We start from the raw sequence: 15891 nt of genomic DNA, 5'->3' as shown, positions 1-15891 counted from the left end.
GCTCACACGGGACACTCGGCGCCGCGGATTTTCGCGGCGCTCGGCGTCGTATCTGTGTGTGCCGGTAAGCGATCCCCTTACGGGACGCCTGCTACCCATAGCGCTATGTCACTTGACCGACCAAACGTTTGGTCGGTACTCTCGGGGCATGGCAAAGACGACCGAGCAGCTGCTCGATGATGCGATCGCCGTGCTGCGGCGCGGTGGCGTGGTGACGATCGATTCCGTCGCCTCCGAAGCAGGCATGAGTAAGGCGGGGGTGGTGCATCACTTCTCCTCGAAGGAGGCGCTGATGGTCGGCGTCGTCAATCGGGTGATGGACCTCTGGGAGGGACAGCTCGCCGCGACGATCGGGGAGGTCACCGATCCGGTCGAGCGGCTGCGCGCGTATGTGGACTTCGAGGTGCTCTCCGATTTCGACGGGGGCGATCTCGCGCTGCTCGCGGATGTGAAGCTGCGCGACACTCTCGCCGCCCAGTGGCGGGAGCGCCTGCGGCCCTGGTTCGGGGAGGACGCACCCGGCGACGCTGGCCAGAAAGCCGCGTTGCAGTCGGCGCGTCTGATCGCTGACGGCGCCTGGACCGACCAGGCGCTCGGACTTCTGAGCATGACCGGTGAGCAGCGTGCACTCGTGCGCGGCATCGCCCAACGACTGATCGATGAAGGAGTACAGAAATGAAGTGGGTGTTCCTCGCCGGGGCGATCGCGCTCGAGGTGACAGGCTCCCTGTCACTGAAAGCTGCCGTCGACGCCCCCGGATTCTTCGCGCTCGTCGCGGTCGGCTACATCGGAACGTTCACGCTCCTGGCCGGCGCGCTCAAGCAGGGCATGCCCCTCGGCGTCGGGTACGGCATCTGGGGAGCCGCCGGAGTGGCCCTGACCGCGATCCTCTCCGCAGTCATCTTCGGAGAGCCGCTGACCGCGCTGATGACCCTCGGCATCGCCGTCGTCATCGGCGGGGTCCTGTGCGTCGAGCTCGGCTCGCAGGCCGCGACGAAGAAGCGTGAAGGGACCGTCTGATGGCCTACCTGTTCCTCATCATCGCGATCATCTTCGAGGTCGCCGGCACCCTCTCGCTGCGCATGGCGACCTCCGGCTCCAAGAAGAAGGGCCTGTGGCTGCTCGCCGTCCTCGGCGGCTACGGCATCGCGTTCTTCGGCATCACCATGGCCCTCGTGGAGGGCCTGGCCCTCGGAGTCACCTACGGCATCTGGGCCGCGTCCGGTGTCGCGCTCACCGCGGTCCTCAGCCGCATCCTCTTCAAGGAACCGCTGACCAAGGTGATGGCGGCCGGTATCGGCCTGATCATCGTCGGGGTGCTCATGATCGAGCTCGGAGCCGCGCACTGACCCCCGCGCCGGTGGCCGCCGATCCATCTCAGGCGCGATCCGCGGCCGCCGGCGCCTCAGAGCCTGCGGCGGCACGATGTCCAGACGACGCGCCCCGTCTCTCTAGCCAGTTCCGCCTCGCAGCTACGCTCACCTCATGACCCGGATGAGCGTGCTCGAGGCCTGGACCTGGATCAACGAGTACGGCAGCGCGATCGGCGCCGTCGCCGGCGTTGTCGCCGCGCTCGTCGCGATCATCGCGCTCATCTCCGCCGCCCTGGACAGCAAAGCCCGATCCCAGCCGATGATCGCCGCCGAGTTCCGCCCCGCGGTCGATAGCGACTCCTCCATCGACTTCATCATCACCAACCTCGGACCGACCCCCGCGCGAGACATCACCGTCACCTTTAATCCGCCCATAGTCATCCCCGACGACTCCGACCGGCTCCTCGCGCCCTACCTCGTCAAGCGCTACGAACGCCCCATCCCGGTTCTTAACCCGGGCCAGATTCTCTCGAACACCTGGTGGGCCGGCCGCGCCGGCACCGGGAACGAGCTCACAAACCACGAACCGACGCCCGACGAGGTGAACGTCACCAAGATCTATGCCGCGGCCCACCGCGCCCGGACCGTCTTCTACACGCCCGAGGTCTCCGCGACGATGCGCGCCCTGCAAGAGGACCTCCGGCACGACATGATCCGCACCGAACGCTGCATCGAGGAACACCTCGTCCTCCACGGCGGCCACGTCGACCACGCGCACGGCCCCAACCCGTCACTGCTCGAGCTGATCATCATCGATGAGTCCGAACGCCTCACCGGCAACGCCATCGAGTGGCTCCGCGACCAGTACGACCGAACAGGCATCGCGATGATCCTGATCGGCATGCCCGGCATCGAGAAGCAGTTCACTCACTACCCACAGCTCTACAGCCGACTCGGGTTCGCCCACCAGTACCGCCCCCTCGGCCACGACGAGCTGCTGTTCGTCCTCGAACGTCAATGGCGCAAGCTCGGCAAGACCCTCGACCCCGACGACTTCACTGACGCGCAAGCCATCGCCGCCGTCGAACGCATCACCCGCGGCAACTTCCGTCTCCTCGAACGTCTCCTCCCACAGATTCAACGTGTCCTGAAGATCAACGAGCTCGACGTCATCACCAACGACGTCGTCGAAGCCGCCCGCAGCACCCTCGTCATCGGCACCACCTAACCCGACACGGAACGCAGCGAAAACCGCGACACAGAGCGAAGCTGCTCACACGTGATGCTCTCGTTGGCGGACGGGGTGTGTAAAGGGGTATACCCCCTTGGACAGCCTGCTTCTCGACGGGGCGGCACCGCTGCGCAATGAAGGTGGGGACGATTCATCCTCGAGTCGAGCTCGGCACCAGCCAGATGGCAGCCGCATCCGTCTCGATGAGTTCCACGGGCCCGACTGCGACCACGCGCAGTCGGAAGTGGCCGGCCTCGGCCACCTCGACGACACTGTCGGGAACGATTCCGGCCTGCTGGAAGCAGATCAGACGCTGCGGGTCGGCGTCGGAGATGCGTAGGACCCGGTAGAACCCCGGCTCGGCTGCATCCAGGCGGACCGCGTGGGCCGGCCGCTCCCGCTGCCCTGCGGGAGTGGGGATGGGGTCGCCGTGGGGATCGTGCGTGGGGTGGCCCAGCATCTGATCGATCCGCTCGATCAGCTCGTCGGAGGCGGCGTGCTCGAGTCGTTCGGCTTCCGCGTGGACCTCGTCCCAGGAGTAGCCTAGGCTCGCGGCGAGGAAGCTTTCCAGCAGCCGGTGCCGGCGGACCATCGCGATCGCGTGCTCGCATCCCTTCCCGGTGAGGGTCACGGGCTTGTAGGGCTGGTACTCGACCAGGCCCTGGGCTGCCAGGCGCTTGACCGTCTCGGTGACGTTGGGCGCGGTGGTGCCCATGCGTGCGGCCAGGCTCTTCGTGCTCAGCGGCGCGTCTCCCCACTCCGTGGCGGACCAGATCGCCTTGAGGTAGTCCTGGGCCACCGGAGTGATCTCGTCGAGGCTCATGGCCTGCACGATAGCGGGACCTCCTTCACCCCTGCCCGGTCAACGTCAGCCACAGCAGCACGGCGTTCAGGGCCACGATCAGAGCCACGACCACCCATGCCACCGTCTGCAGGGGCGTGGAGTTCGCGTGTCGGCCCATCACGGCCCGGGCACCGGTCAGTCGGACCAGGGGGATCATGGCAAAGGGGATGCCGATACTGAGCAGCACCTGGGAGAGGACGAGCGCCCAGGTGGGGTCCACCCCGGAGGCGATGACCAGCAGCGCGGGGATCAGCGTGAGCACCCGCCGCAGCATCTGAGGGATGCGCCAGCGCAGCAGCCCGCCCATGATCTCCGACCCCGCATAGGAGCCCACCGCGGTGGAGGCCAGCCCGGAGGCCAACAGGCCGACGCCGAAGAGCACGCCCACCGCCGGCCCCAGTGCGGTCGTGATCGCCGCGTGGGCGCCTTCGATGCTGTCCGTCCCGGAGACCCCGGAGAGATTGGCCGCCGCCAGCAGCAGCATCGCGATGTTCACCGACCCTGCCACCAGAAGCGACAGCCCCACATCCCACCGGGTGGCCCGCAGCAGCCTGCCAAGGGTGCCCGGATGAGCGTGGGCCCCCTGATGGCGGTCACGCGCCAGAGCTGAGTGCACATAGATCGCGTGGGGCATCACCGTGGCCCCCAACATGCCGGCCGCCAGGAGCACCGTCTGGGTTCCCTCGAACCGGGGGACCATGCCCGCCACGGCCTCACCCCAGGAGATGGGCCCGTAGAACAGTCCCGAGACGAACCCGAGGGTGATCACGGCCAGCAGGCCCATGACGACGAACTCGAAGGGCTGCTGCCCGCGCCGGGACTGCACACCCAACAGGATCATCGAGACCACCCCGACGATCACCCCGCCGGCCAGCAGGGGGATACCGAAGAGGATGTGCAGGGCAATGGCCCCTCCGATCACCTCGGCCAGATCCGTGGCGGCGGCCACGATCTCCGCCTGCACCCAGTACGCCAAACGCCGCCCGCGCGGCAACCGGTGCCCCAGCAGCTCCGGAAGCGAGCGGCCGGTGACGAGCCCGAGCTTCGCCGAGAGGTACTGCACGAGCATGGCCATCAGGTTCGCTGCGACCAGCACCCAGACCAGCAGGTACCCGTACTGGGCCCCCGCCGTCAGGTTCGCAGCCACATTGCCGGGGTCCACATAGGCCACCGCCGCCACGAAGGCCGGCCCCAGCAGCCGCATTCCCCGACGACCGGGGCGATCCACCCTCTCCACGGCGACCTTGCCATCCGCCGGCCGATCCACACCGGCGGTCATCCGAGGCTCCAATGGCGATGCATGCATGAGATTTAACATACCTGAACTCTGAGGAGACAGGTGGTCTGACCACACCCCGGCACCCCGGCAGTCTCAGATGCACCGACGGCCGTAGCCGAACACTCCTGCTTTCACGAACCTAATCGTGTGCACCTGAATTCTTTTGTGTGCCCTAACTGGAGTACCCCTCATGGAAATCTCCCGCCGTTCAGTAGCCACCGGCCTCGCCTGGGCCGTGCCGGCCGTGGCCGCATCGACGGCCGCGCCCGCCATGGCCGCCTCCTCCTGCGCGGGGTACACCGCAGGCAAGCCCCTCCCAGCCTCGGCGTTCACCCTGACCTAGGGCGTGTCTGAGAATAGATGCACGAGTCAGCTGAGACCCTGGGGACATGTCCCGGTTCCAGATGCTCTCCGACGCCCAATGGGAGTTGATCGCCCCGATGCTCCCGACCCGGACCGGCCGCGCCGGCAGGCCGTTCGCCGACGCCCGCACCATGGTGGAGGCGATCATCTACCGGTACCGGTGCGGAATCGCTTGGAGGGATCTGCCCGAGGTCTACGGGCCCTGGCAGACCGTGTGGACCTGGCATCGGCGCTTGGCCGAAAAAGGCACATGGGACACAGTGCTGGCCACGCTGACCGCCGCCGCTGACGCCGAAGGCCTGATCGATTGGTCGGTCTCGGTGGACTCCACGATCGCCCGCGCCCACCAGCACGCGACGAACATCACCCGCCACACAGGGGGATGGATCGAACTACAAGAATCCGCGTGAGGAGCCGGCCGATCACGGCATCGGGCGCTCCCGTGGCGGGCTGAGCACGAAGATCCATCAGCTCGTCGATGGGACCGGGCTGCCGCTGGTCAGCCTGATCACCCCCGGCCAGGTGAGGGGACTCCCCGATGCTGCTTCCTCTTCTGGAGCAGCTGCGCGTGACCCGGCCAGTAGGGCGGCCCCGGACCCGCCCCGAGGCCGTGCTGGGCGATAAGGCGTACTCCTCCCGGGCGATCCGCACCCACCTACGTGCCCGTGGGATCAAAGCGGTCATCCCCGAACCGGCCGACCAGCAGGGCCACCGCAGACGGCGCGGTGCCCGCGGCGGGCGCCCCGTCAGCCTCGACGCGGACGCCTACAAGGGCCGCAACGTCATCGAGCGTCAGTACGCTCACCTGAAGCAGTGGCGGGGTCTGGCGACCCGGTATGACAAGTACGCGATCATCTACAGGGCCGCTGTGGTCCTGAATGCTGTGCTCGCATGGTCAAAACGATTGTCAGACATGCCCTACCTGCGCATCACCAACGAGACGCTCGGCAGGCTGTCCAACAAGCAGGTGGCCCTCGATTTCGACTTCCGCCTCAGCGACGAGGCCGCGGCCTGCGGGGTGCGCACCGGATCCGTCTCCTCCACCAGCAACGGCGGCACCTCCCGGATCGCCTTGAACAACGGGAAGACCTACAACGCGACCAACGGCCTCGCCGTCCCGGCCAACGGATCCGTAGGACGCACCGACGGTACCTGCCGGCTCGGCCTGGACCGCACTGAGGCCTGCGGCACCACGGGGCAGTCCCCCTACAGCGTCGCCGGGTCCACGGGCGCCAGCTCGACCGCCGTCACGGCCATCTCCCTCTACCGGTCCATCACGGTCTCCGGCTACGGCACCACCGTCGTCTACCTCAACGCCACGGGTGTGGGCACCAACCTGTCCGTGAGCGCCGCACCGCTGATCTGACCCCCGCACGACGGACCGCCATGCCGCCTCTGAAGGATCAGGACCTCGCCCTCACACCAGGACAACGCCCCCACCATCCCCTGAGGGACAGGGGGTCGCTTCTGGCATACCCGAGTGGACGCATCATCCCCAGGCGAAGGGGAGCCAGACGCTCAGGCGGGCGGGTGGCTTTGCGCACGGTGAGCGGGCACCACCTTCGGCATTCGGCAGCCTCCCTGGCCGTGCCGGCTTCCTCTGCTCGAACGCGGACCGCCCATGGGACACGCGAAGGAAGCCGGTGCCTCCTGCCCGCACCCCTGGAGAGGATGGTCCCTGCCTGTGCCACCCCAGTAGGCTCAGGTGGTCGTATTCATCCAGTTCAGCAAGAGCTTCATGCTGCGCTCAACCACATCCACGAACCAGCCAAAGGGGATACCCATGGTTGCCGACTCCGAGGCGGCAATGCCCGGCCACGCCATGAAGATCGGCGAGGTGGCCGGGCGCACCGGCCTGTCCCTGCGTTCCATCCGCCACTACGACGACGTCGGCCTCGTTCCGCCATCCGCGCGCAGCGAGGGCGGATTCCGGCTCTACACCGAGGACGACGTGACCCGCCTGCTGCGCGTCATGCGCATCACCCCGCTCGGCTTCAGTCTCGAGGAGACCGCCCTCCTGCTCGAGGTTCTCGAGGGGCCGGCCGCCGAGGCGCCGCGGGAGGACATCGCGGCGTACCTGGAGCGGGCGCGGAAGGGGCGGGCCACACTCGCCCGGAAGCTGCGCCAGGCGGACGAGCTGCTGGCCGAGCTCGAGGCGCTCGGGGACTGACCCACCCGCCCCGGTCCGCTAGCCAGCGCACGCACTCGGCACCCGCGGTGATCTCCGCCATGCATCCGACAATCCGCGCCAAACCTACCCTCACGTAAGAGTAGGGTTCCTCTCATGACACCTGCCTCCACTGCCTCCGCCCGCGTGGCGGCCCCGCCAAACTCGCGCGAACCCTCGCCCGAGCAGCTGCAGTCCGTCCGCCTGACCCTCCGCTCACCCGGCCGCCTCAAGACCGAGGTCCTCGCCGGCCTCGTCGTCGCGCTGGCCCTGATCCCCGAGGCCATCGCCTTCGCGCTCATCGCGGGTGTCGACCCGCAGGTGGGCCTGTTCGCCGCGGCCACCATGGCCATGACCATCGCGTTCGTGGGCGGACGGCCGGCCATGGTCTCGGCGGCCACGGCCGCGACGGCCCTCGTCGTCGCGCCCTTGGTGGCCTCCCATGGACTCGACCACTTGATCGCCGCGGTGATCCTGGCCGGAGGGTTGCAGGTGGTCCTGGGGCTGCTCGGCGTCGCGAAGCTCATGCGGTTCGTCCCGCGCTCGGTGATGGTGGGTTTCGTCAATGCCCTGGCCATCCTGATCTTCACCTCGCAGCTGCCGGACCTGATGGGCGTGCCGTGGCTGGTGTACCCGCTGACCGCCCTCGGCCTTGCGATCATCCTGCTGCTGCCGCGCGTCACCACGGCCGTCCCGGCCCCGCTCGTAGCGATCGTCGTCGTCACCGTGATCGTGCTGCTGGCCGGCGCGGACGTGCCCACGGTGGGGGACAAGGGCCGTCTGCCGGACTCTCTGCCCGCCCTGCTGGTGCCGGATGTGCCGTTCACGCTGGAGACGCTGCAGCTGCTGTTCCCATACGCGCTCGGCATGGCCGTCGTCGGCCTGCTCGAGTCCCTCATGACCGCCAAGCTCGTGGACGACATCACAGACACCCACTCCTCCAAGACCCGCGAGTCCTGGGGCCAGGGCGTCGCGAACGTGGTCTCGGGGCTGTTCGGGGGCATGGGCGGCTGTGCCATGGTCGGCCAGACCATGATCAACGTGAAGGCCTCCGGGGCCCGCACCCGGATCTCCACCTTCATGGCGGGCGTGTTCGTGCTGATCCTGTCCGTCACGCTGGGTGACGTGGTGGCGCTTGTGCCCATGGCCGCGCTCGTGGCCGTGATGATCTTCGTGTCCCTGGCCACCTTCGACTGGCACTCGATCCGGCCGTCCACGCTGGCCTTCATGCCCAAGTCCGAAACCGCCGTGATGCTCGTGACCGTGGCGGCCACCGTCCTCACCCACAACCTCGCGATCGGCGTGGGCCTGGGCGTGCTCGCGGCCATGGTCATGTTCGCCCAGCGGGTCTCGCACTTGGCCACCGTCACCCGCACCCTCGAGGGGCAGGGGCGCGACGCCGTCGCGCGCTACCGCGTGCAGGGCGAGCTGTTCTTCGCCTCCTCCAACGACCTCTACACGCAGTTCGACTACGCGGGCGACCCCGCGCGCGTGGTGATCGACTTCAGCCAGGCGCACCTGTGGGACGCCTCCACGATCGCGGCGCTGGACGCCGTCGAGGAGAAGTACCGGCGGCACGGGGCGACGGTGGAGATCACCGGTCTCAACGTGGCCAGCCGGGCGATGCGCGCTCGGATGTCCGGCCGCCTCGGCGGGGGCCACTGAGACAGGGTTCGCGCACCCCTGACCCTGCTCGATGCCTCGGGGTCAGGGGTGCCCATGAATCACGGGCACTGAACAGCACCGGGCCTGCCTCCATTTGACCCCCGCCCACACGCCCAGTCAGGACCGCTGGCGCAATGGCACCGGCGTCTGCTGAGGATCGCGCGTGGTTGTCGCCGCCTCGGCGCGTGTGAGACGAGGGCGGCAGATTCGGTCGTTTATGGCGTGGCTCCCAGACGCCTCCGGCAGTCTCCACAACTCGCCTGCCAGACGGCCGAAGACTGGCCCCAGTCAGTTCGCCACAACACCGGCCCCAGCAGGGTTTGTGGCAGACGCCTTTCAGCCTGCCCACGTTGCGCAGGGAACACGAGGCCGGCACCCAGGACGCACAGGGGTCCTCAGCCCTGGAGGGGCAGGTATCTCTGATGGCCTGAAGGATCAGCTCAGACCCCTCGACCTGGCGCACCGGTCAGTGCATCAGGTGCGCGCGGACCAGAGCCTCGATGACCGCTGCCTGGCTGGGCGTTGCCGGGTTCATGGCCGCTTCTCGACGCACCGCGTCGCGGATCGCTTCGGGCACCCGCACGTTCAGCGCCACGGTCGGTGCCCCACGCCGGGCTAGGGGCACATACCCGCCGGCCGGGTCCGAGGCTGTTGCCGGCTCTGCGGGGATCACCGCTCCGGGAGCCGGGGTCTGGGGGGCCGGGCTGGGCTTGCGGCGCTGTGCTCGCAGGCTCAGGTCGGGTTCGGACTGCTTCTCGTTCATGCGGTGATCCTTTCGAAGATGAGGCCGGCCAGGTCGGCGTAGGCGGTGGCGACGGGTTCGCCCTTCTCGTAGCGGCCCAGCCAGTCGCAGGCCAGACGTGCCTTGGGGACGATGGAGCGGGCCGGCACCAGGGGGGTGAGCAGCAGCCCGGTCTCGCGCAGCTCCTCGACGGCGACGGTCTGGTCCTTGGGGGTGATGTGGTCTCGGTAGTCCGAGACGACGATGCCCACCTCGGTGAGCCGGTCTGCAGCTCCCAGCAGGGCCATGGACTGTTTGAACGCGGCCACGCTCTGGCGGGCCCCGTGCACCCCGTCGCAACCGTCCGAGGTGGGGCGGGCGGCGTAGATCACCCCGTCTGAGGCGGTGAACGCGTTCTGGGTCAGCGGCCCGCCCTGACGGTTGGGACAGTCGATGACCACCAGATCAGCCTGCAGACCGGACAAGGCCATGCGCAGACGCAGATGGGCGTGGTCCGCGCGGTCGGCTTCCTGGTGAGACAAGGACCGGTCAGAGGGGACCACGCGAAGGTTCTCGTGCCAGCCGGAGGGCACGGCAAGATCCTGGATCCAGCCGGTGGGGTCGGGGTTGCCAATCACCGCGCCGATATGCAGGCCAGGCTCGGTAGGTTCCACGTCCACCCATTTCGTGGCAGCCGCACGAGGATCCAGATCGATCAAGACCACCTGTCGGCCCTGCTCAGCCCAGGACATGGCCAGGGAAACGGCCGTCGTCGTCTTGGCGACACCGCCGGCCTCGGAGTAGACCATCAAGGTATGCATGCACGCATGCTTTCATGCTTGCTTACTAGTAAGCAAGCATGAAAGCGTGCTGACTTGCTAGCGCGCAAGTTAGATAGCTAGCTTGCTAGCAAGTTTTTCTTGGTGCCCACTCGCACTAACCAAGAGTGGAAAGAGTCCTCACGGAACTACCGAAGCCTTCAGAGCCGCCCATTAGGTGCACTGACCGGGGAAGTTGATCGACCCGATCGAGTTCAGCTGGTCGTCTGCGTGCAGAAGGTCGTAGAGGTCCGCGTAGTCGGCGTCGGAGAGCTTGCCGCTCCAGTTCGCTGCTGCGACCTCCCCGAACTCACCGGGCCGGGTCACGGTGTAGGCCGGGTCATCGGTGGGTGCGGGGTCGATGTAGGGGTAACTGGCGAGGTAGGAGAGCACTTCGTCACGGGGCAGAAGGCCCGCCGCGTAGAGGTCGATGACTTCGGCCGGCCACAGCGGATGCGTAGCGGGCCTATCGGCCAGGCTCGTGCGGGCACGGGCGAGGTATTCGCTGATGCTCGACTGGGCTCGGCCGAGCGCACCGGCAAGCTGCTGCTGGGTCACTCCCGCCTCGGCGGCCTTGACGAGCTGCACCCGACGCAGCACGGCAAGGGCGACGGTGGTGCCCTGGAGCTGTGCAAGCTGCTGGGTGGCCTCGTCAGGAGTGCTCGGGGGGATCAGGGTCAGGGTCATGGGGCACCTCTTTCGTCCACTCACAGAATATCGGGTACCCGATAAAGAGGGAGGGGTGCACACCGAACCGCGCCTGGACCTTAATGAGGACTCTGGCGTAGCCGATCACATCCTGGCGGGGTAGCTACTGACTGGTCATGTCCGGCTCCTGTCCTGGGGGCTCTGCGGGCCGTTCGGGCTTGTTGTGCTCGGATTCTGCCTGGTCGGGGCTACGAGCCGGGGAGAGGGCTCGGGGACTGGTGGAACACCCTGCCCGGACCTGCCAGCCTGTAGGAGCGGGGGGAGCGGCGCGGCGTGCCTCCGGTCCCCTGATAGGCCCAAAAGGGCGGATCGTGGTGGGGACTAGAGGCTCCGGTGACGCTGGGGTGATGGTTCAGCCCGCAGTGTGCGTATGGGTATGCGTATGCATTGGAGGCGCGCGGCATTACTCGCGTGCAGTGGCGGCGTGTGCTGATGGCTCTTGGCCCGGGTCAGGTCTCATGGCGGGCGGCACGTTCGGCCCCAGGTTCGGCACTCCTTCGCCCCACGTCCTCACGGATCGTGGGAGCACCTGGCGGCACATCAGCTCGTAGAAGGACAGCCCCTCTGACGGGCGAATACGGCGGGTGAGGCCGCGTGCTTCTCGTTGGTGACGCGGGAGTGAGCACAATCGCCGCGTGGAGCCGTGCGCGAAAGTTGGCGGTGCGCTAAGCTCGGGTATGAAGTTGTTTGGACTTTGTCAGTATGCCCCACGTCTTGGCGGTCGTGGGGCATTCTGCTGTCTAAGGGCATGTCGTGGGGTCTTCGCTCACGTGGGGCTGCCTCTCCCTGCCTGGCTGGAAGGCACCCCGGCTCTTCCCATGGCAACCGGAGGCAGGGCGGCCTACGCCCGGCCGGAGGGCGGCAGATTCCTCAGCGTTCCAGCCCCGTGTCTCGCTCACGCTGGGGGACCAGATGGGCTGCCCCAGCCGGCCCCGGTGCCCGGGTGGGGGCCTTGACCTGACCCCACAGGGACGCATTCACTTCCGGGGTCTCCTGGGCGAACCAGTCCCGCCGGCGCTGCAGCTGCTCGGCCTGCTTCTGGTACTCCTCGGCGCGGGCGGCCGTGTCCGCGGTCGCGGTGACCGGTTGACGCTCCAGGTGCCGCCACACGGACACCGGCTCGGTGTGCACCTGCACCCCCAACCCTCCAGGAGGACGCTGTGGGGCCGGCAGCTGCGTGACGAAGTCCTCTGCCAGGCCCTGGTACTGGGCGAAGACTTCTTCCCTGGTCTGGGTCAGGCGTTCCAACTCCACGGTGGCTTCCGGGGGGAGAGTGGCCCTGGTCCTCCACTGATGCTCAAACAGCGCGGCTCGGGCCCGCTCCAGCTCAGCCCGTGCTGAGCGGCGCTGGAAGAACCCTGCGCTCTGCGCCCGGGTCTTGGCTTGCTCCATTTCGGCTCGCAGCTGCCGGGTCTGGGCCTGGTGCTGCTCGTGCATCTGCTGGTGTGCCTCGTGCACCTGCTGCCGGGCTTGGGTCAAGCGCTCATCCAGCACGTCCAGGGTGTCAGCGAGCTCGCAGGCTTGCGGGTGCGCGGCCACCCAGGCGCCCACCTGTTCACGATGCGTGTTCCACGGGGTCAACGCCGCGGCCACCCGTTCGGCCTTGCGCAACTGCATCCCCAGCCCCATCAACGTCTGATCACGTTGGCCCTTCGGTGCCGGGAACGTCGTGGCCGCAGGCCACACCTGCACCTGCGCCCCAGCCTTGAGCGTGCCCGTGCGCACACCAGATCCCGGATCCTGGGACGGGCGCATCGTCACCTTCTGCCCGTGGACGGCGACCACGGTCAACAGCTGCCCACCGTCCTGGATCTGGTCCCCCGGGCGCAACTGCGCAGCACTCTTGAGCACCGGCTGCACCGGGGCCTGCCGGCCGGGCAGGTTCATGCCCTCCAGCTGCGCGGCCAGGGCTTGGCGGGCTGCGTCCAGGCCGTGATCGGCCCCGTCCCGACCCATCGCCGCCACATACTGCGCCCGAGCCTCCGCCAGGTCCTCGGCCACGAAGTGCGCCACATTGGACTCCCGGCCACGGGTGAGCCCGACGTAGAGGCCGGCAGCGTCGGTGTGCTCGTCAACCAATGTGTGCGCCTGGCCCACGGTGGCCCCCTGGGCCCCGTGCGCGGTGAGCGCCCACCCCAGATGCGCGTGCTCGGTCAGGTACTCGTTGGGCACGTGCAGGGTGCGGTGCCCACCGTCAGGGTCCTGGATCTTCGTGTGCGTGGGGCCGATCTTCCGGATGGTCCACACCTGCCGGTTCAGCACCCCCAGCAGGGCGTCGTTGCGGCGGGTCATGATCCGAGCGCCCTCACTCATGGGCAGACCATCCATGCCCACCAGGAGGCCAGAACCGGCCTCGGGGCCGGTGCTGGTGTGGTGCTGCTGGATGGCCGTGTTGATCTGCTGGGCGTTCTCGTTCGTCGCCGCGCAGATCAACGGGGGCGCACCCTCACGAGCACCGTGTACCCACGCCTTCGCCAGGGCCTGATTTGCCTCCTCCTGACTGGCGTGGACCTGCACCAGACCCATCTCCACCAACAGGTCGAACTGCTCACCCGGGGCCTGCCGGGCACGCATCGCCAAGGACAGCGACGCGTAGACCGGGTTGAGGAACCGGTGCACGGTGTCCAGGTCCACGGACGCCTCCGTGGCGTGCTCGGCCATCTGCAGCACCCCGCCACGGCCCACCGCGCCCAGCTGCTGGTAGTCACCGGTGAGCACGGCCCGCGCCCCCGTCTCGTGCAGCACCGTGAACAGGCGGGCGGCCACGTCCTGGGAGAGCATCCCGGTCTCATCCACCACCACCTGCACGCCCGGGCCCAGCCGGCGCCCCTCGGGCACACCCTGGTAGTCGCCCTCACCCGGGTTAAGGCGCTGCCACCGGGTCACCCCCGTGGCCTTGTCGGTCTCCCACCGGTACCCATAAGCCCGCAACAGCGCATGCACGGTGCTGGCACTGGATCCGGTCTCGGCGGCGGCCACCTCAGCGGCCTTCGCCGTAGGGGTCACTATCACCTGCTCCACACCCTTGACCGCCCCCACATGCTTGGCGGCCTTCAACAAGGTGGTCTTGCCCGACCCTGCCGCCCCGGTGACCACCACCAACTGGTGCGTGCCCGAGATCGCCGCCAACGCATCCCGATGCCCGACCCCCTCAGGCAGAGACACAGGCTGACCATCTGGGTCCGTGGAGGTGGACTCAGCGAAGATGCGCTCCAGCAACCCCTGGTCCATGTCCTGGTGCGCCCCCAGCTCGTAGGTTCGGCCGGCCACGGCCACCTGCTCGGTGACCGGCTCCAACGCCTTGGCCAGCAGCAGCCCCTGCAGGGTGCGCTCGGCCTCGATGACCTGGTCCGTGGTGAGCACCTTCAGATGGTGCGGAGCCGTCCACGGGTCCACGTCCGGGGCGATCGACGTGCACCGGCCCGCCACGAGCGCCTCGGTGGCCTCCCGCACCAGCTCCCCCACCGGGCGCGGGTAATCCGTCACACCGGTCCGGCTGAACTCCGCCGAGACTGCCGCCGACACATCCGCCACCGACCACGCCGACCGCGACGTCTCCAGCTGCTCCACCGCGGCCCGGATCAGGGCCGACTTGTCCACCTGCGACCAGGACACCACCGCACGCTCACGCGGCCCTGAAGGCATCACGAACCCGGTCGCGGCGATCTCGGCCCGCCACTTGTCCTCATCCGGCAGCTCGCCGGGGACCTTCTCCCGACGGGTCTGCGCCCACGCCAGATGATCCAGCCCCTCCAGAATCTGCTCCCCCGGCGTCTGCCCCGGATGCTCGGCCTCCCACTGCGCGACCAGCTGCGCCCGACGCTCCGCGATCTGTCCGGCCCGCTTGCTCATCACCTCCGCCGCCTCGGCCAGCTCGACCACGGCCCCGGTGGCCGGGTCGAAGCTCAACCCGGCCTGCGCCAGAGCGTCCTGCAACCCGGCATGTGAGGCCAACACCGCCTCCCCCAACCGGTTCATCGCCGCGTTGTGCTTGACGAACTCCGCGGTGTCCAACGCACGCCACGCCCCGGCAGCCCACACCCGGTTCAGGAACTGCAGATGCAGGTGCCGGTGCGGGTCCCCCTCCCGCGACGTCCGGTGCGCCACCGTCACCGCCTCGAGCTTCTCCACGGGCACCCACACCTGCCCGCCACGCGGGCCGACCCGGGTGTGCATCTCGGAGGCGGCGTAGGCCATCAGCTCGTGCGCCATCTGCTCTAACGCCGCGTCCAACTGCTGCGCGATCCGCAGGTCCAGCACGGCCGCCACCGAGAGGGTCTTGTCCACGTTGATGACCTTGTCCAAGAACAGCACCGAGTTCTCCCGCCGCGACCCCCGCACCTCCCCCGTGGACGGGTCCACCCACTCCACCCACCCCTGGTAAGCCTCAGCGTTCAACGTGCCCGAATCGACCATCTCGCCGGCCCCATCGAACACGAACCGCGACGCCGTCAGCTCGCCCTTCTCCAGGTAGTAGTCATCAGCCGTCGCTGTCCGGTCAGTGGCCAGATAAGCGCGTGCGGCAGCACCAGAGGAACCCCGGAAGAACACCGCACCACCACGCACCTGACCACCTCCGTACCTGACCAGAGTCCCTACGAACGACGTTCGTAGCATATGTGCCTTGATTCTCTTGATTCTTGGGGTTGATCTTACCGTGGTCGTTCTCGGGGTGGCCCCCCCCCCCGCCCCCCCGCGCCCCCCCCAACTGCGGGGCGCGTATACGCCGGGGGGGGGGTTACCCAGAACAATCGGGGGGTAGTACAAACACCCCACCGGTTG

The 15891-nt window shown here is 68.2% G+C and carries 13 protein-coding genes and 1 pseudogene; 8 read left to right on the top strand and 6 right to left on the bottom strand.

Going from position 1 to position 15891, the window contains the following annotated elements:
• Nucleotides 1-148: 148 nt before the first annotated feature.
• The 4 genes from ACIRD7_RS42015 to ACIRD7_RS42000 all read left to right on the top strand — a co-directional run bounded on the left by ACIRD7_RS42015 (nucleotide 149) and on the right by ACIRD7_RS42000 (nucleotide 2541).
• The gene (locus ACIRD7_RS42015; protein ID WP_002857203.1) at nucleotides 149-679 is read left to right on the top strand and encodes a TetR/AcrR family transcriptional regulator; all 531 of its coding nucleotides are present in this window, start codon (nucleotides 149-151) and stop codon (nucleotides 677-679) included.
• Nucleotides 676-1020, top strand: coding sequence for a multidrug efflux SMR transporter (locus ACIRD7_RS42010; RefSeq protein WP_002857204.1), 345 nt, complete (start codon nucleotides 676-678; stop codon nucleotides 1018-1020). Before ACIRD7_RS42015 ends, ACIRD7_RS42010 begins: the two co-directional genes overlap by 4 nt.
• Nucleotides 1020-1349: an SMR family transporter gene (locus ACIRD7_RS42005; protein ID WP_363678210.1), complete on the top strand. Its 330-nt coding sequence runs from the start codon at nucleotides 1020-1022 to the stop codon at nucleotides 1347-1349. Before ACIRD7_RS42010 ends, ACIRD7_RS42005 begins: the two co-directional genes overlap by 1 nt.
• A 136-nt stretch (nucleotides 1350-1485) precedes the next feature.
• Complete coding sequence (locus ACIRD7_RS42000; RefSeq protein WP_002857206.1) at nucleotides 1486-2541, top strand: AAA family ATPase; 1056 nt, start codon at nucleotides 1486-1488, stop codon at nucleotides 2539-2541.
• A 154-nt stretch (nucleotides 2542-2695) separates the two neighbouring features.
• Here ACIRD7_RS42000 and ACIRD7_RS41995 read toward each other — a convergent pair whose 3' ends face one another.
• A complete protein-coding gene (locus ACIRD7_RS41995) occupies nucleotides 2696-3367 on the bottom strand; it encodes a metal-dependent transcriptional regulator (RefSeq protein WP_036334971.1) in 672 nt (223 codons plus the stop codon).
• A gap of 25 nt (nucleotides 3368-3392) precedes the next feature.
• Nucleotides 3393-4667: an Nramp family divalent metal transporter gene (locus ACIRD7_RS41990; protein ID WP_002857208.1), complete on the bottom strand. Its 1275-nt coding sequence runs from the start codon at nucleotides 4665-4667 to the stop codon at nucleotides 3393-3395.
• 190 nt (nucleotides 4668-4857) lie between these two features.
• On the opposite strand from ACIRD7_RS41990, the gene ACIRD7_RS41985 reads away from it, so the two are divergent.
• The 4 genes and pseudogenes from ACIRD7_RS41985 (at nucleotide 4858) to ACIRD7_RS41970 (ending at nucleotide 8862) form a co-directional block, all read left to right on the top strand.
• Entirely contained in the window at nucleotides 4858-5010 is a 153-nt protein-coding gene (locus ACIRD7_RS41985) for a hypothetical protein (RefSeq protein ID WP_002857209.1), read from the top strand.
• Between the two features lie 46 nt (nucleotides 5011-5056).
• Nucleotides 5057-5925, top strand: a pseudogene (locus ACIRD7_RS41980) (IS5 family transposase); the annotation flags it as partial.
• Nucleotides 5926-6813: 888 nt separating this feature from the next.
• Nucleotides 6814-7200 (top strand): MerR family transcriptional regulator, encoded by a 387-nt coding sequence (locus tag ACIRD7_RS41975; protein ID WP_087114788.1) that lies wholly within the window; start codon nucleotides 6814-6816, stop codon nucleotides 7198-7200.
• A gap of 114 nt (nucleotides 7201-7314) precedes the next feature.
• Entirely contained in the window at nucleotides 7315-8862 is a 1548-nt protein-coding gene (locus ACIRD7_RS41970) for a SulP family inorganic anion transporter (protein ID WP_002857214.1), read from the top strand.
• A 466-nt stretch (nucleotides 8863-9328) separates the two neighbouring features.
• Here the strand turns inward: ACIRD7_RS41970 and ACIRD7_RS41965 are convergent, their stop codons facing one another.
• The 4 genes from ACIRD7_RS41965 to mobF form a co-directional block, all read right to left on the bottom strand.
• A complete protein-coding gene (locus ACIRD7_RS41965) occupies nucleotides 9329-9625 on the bottom strand; it encodes a hypothetical protein (protein ID WP_036334967.1) in 297 nt (98 codons plus the stop codon).
• On the bottom strand, nucleotides 9622-10404 hold the full coding sequence (locus ACIRD7_RS41960) for a ParA family protein (RefSeq protein WP_002857216.1): 783 nt from the start codon (nucleotides 10402-10404) through the stop codon (nucleotides 9622-9624). The genes ACIRD7_RS41965 and ACIRD7_RS41960 overlap by 4 nt, the downstream gene beginning before the upstream one ends.
• A gap of 171 nt (nucleotides 10405-10575) precedes the next feature.
• Complete coding sequence (locus ACIRD7_RS41955; protein WP_002857217.1) at nucleotides 10576-11088, bottom strand: hypothetical protein; 513 nt, start codon at nucleotides 11086-11088, stop codon at nucleotides 10576-10578.
• 891 nt (nucleotides 11089-11979) lie between these two features.
• Nucleotides 11980-15726, bottom strand: a complete 3747-nt coding sequence (gene mobF / locus ACIRD7_RS41950) for a MobF family relaxase (protein WP_080556415.1) — start codon at nucleotides 15724-15726, stop codon at nucleotides 11980-11982.
• Nucleotides 15727-15891: the final 165 nt, after the last annotated feature.

Source organism: Streptomyces sp. NPDC093568 (assembly GCF_044764945.1).
Classification (GTDB): Bacteria; Actinomycetota; Actinomycetes; order Streptomycetales; family Streptomycetaceae; genus Streptomyces.
This window is presented reverse-complemented; position numbering and strand designations above follow the sequence as displayed.

Coding starts and splice junctions, on each gene's coding strand:
- ACIRD7_RS42000 (WP_002857206.1), top strand. CDS start 1,486: ATGACCCGGATGAGCGTGCTCGAGGCCTGGACCTGGATCAACGAGTAC.
- ACIRD7_RS42005 (WP_363678210.1), top strand. CDS start 1,020: ATGGCCTACCTGTTCCTCATCATCGCGATCATCTTCGAGGTCGCCGGC.
- ACIRD7_RS41970 (WP_002857214.1), top strand. CDS start 7,315: ATGACACCTGCCTCCACTGCCTCCGCCCGCGTGGCGGCCCCGCCAAAC.
- ACIRD7_RS41990 (WP_002857208.1), bottom strand. CDS start 4,667: ATGACCGCCGGTGTGGATCGGCCGGCGGATGGCAAGGTCGCCGTGGAG.
- ACIRD7_RS41985 (WP_002857209.1), top strand. CDS start 4,858: ATGGAAATCTCCCGCCGTTCAGTAGCCACCGGCCTCGCCTGGGCCGTG.
- ACIRD7_RS42015 (WP_002857203.1), top strand. CDS start 149: ATGGCAAAGACGACCGAGCAGCTGCTCGATGATGCGATCGCCGTGCTG.
- ACIRD7_RS41975 (WP_087114788.1), top strand. CDS start 6,814: ATGGTTGCCGACTCCGAGGCGGCAATGCCCGGCCACGCCATGAAGATC.
- ACIRD7_RS41995 (WP_036334971.1), bottom strand. CDS start 3,367: ATGAGCCTCGACGAGATCACTCCGGTGGCCCAGGACTACCTCAAGGCG.
- ACIRD7_RS41965 (WP_036334967.1), bottom strand. CDS start 9,625: ATGAACGAGAAGCAGTCCGAACCCGACCTGAGCCTGCGAGCACAGCGC.
- ACIRD7_RS41960 (WP_002857216.1), bottom strand. CDS start 10,404: ATGCATACCTTGATGGTCTACTCCGAGGCCGGCGGTGTCGCCAAGACG.
- ACIRD7_RS41955 (WP_002857217.1), bottom strand. CDS start 11,088: ATGACCCTGACCCTGATCCCCCCGAGCACTCCTGACGAGGCCACCCAG.
- ACIRD7_RS42010 (WP_002857204.1), top strand. CDS start 676: ATGAAGTGGGTGTTCCTCGCCGGGGCGATCGCGCTCGAGGTGACAGGC.
- mobF (WP_080556415.1), bottom strand. CDS start 15,726: ATGCTACGAACGTCGTTCGTAGGGACTCTGGTCAGGTACGGAGGTGGT.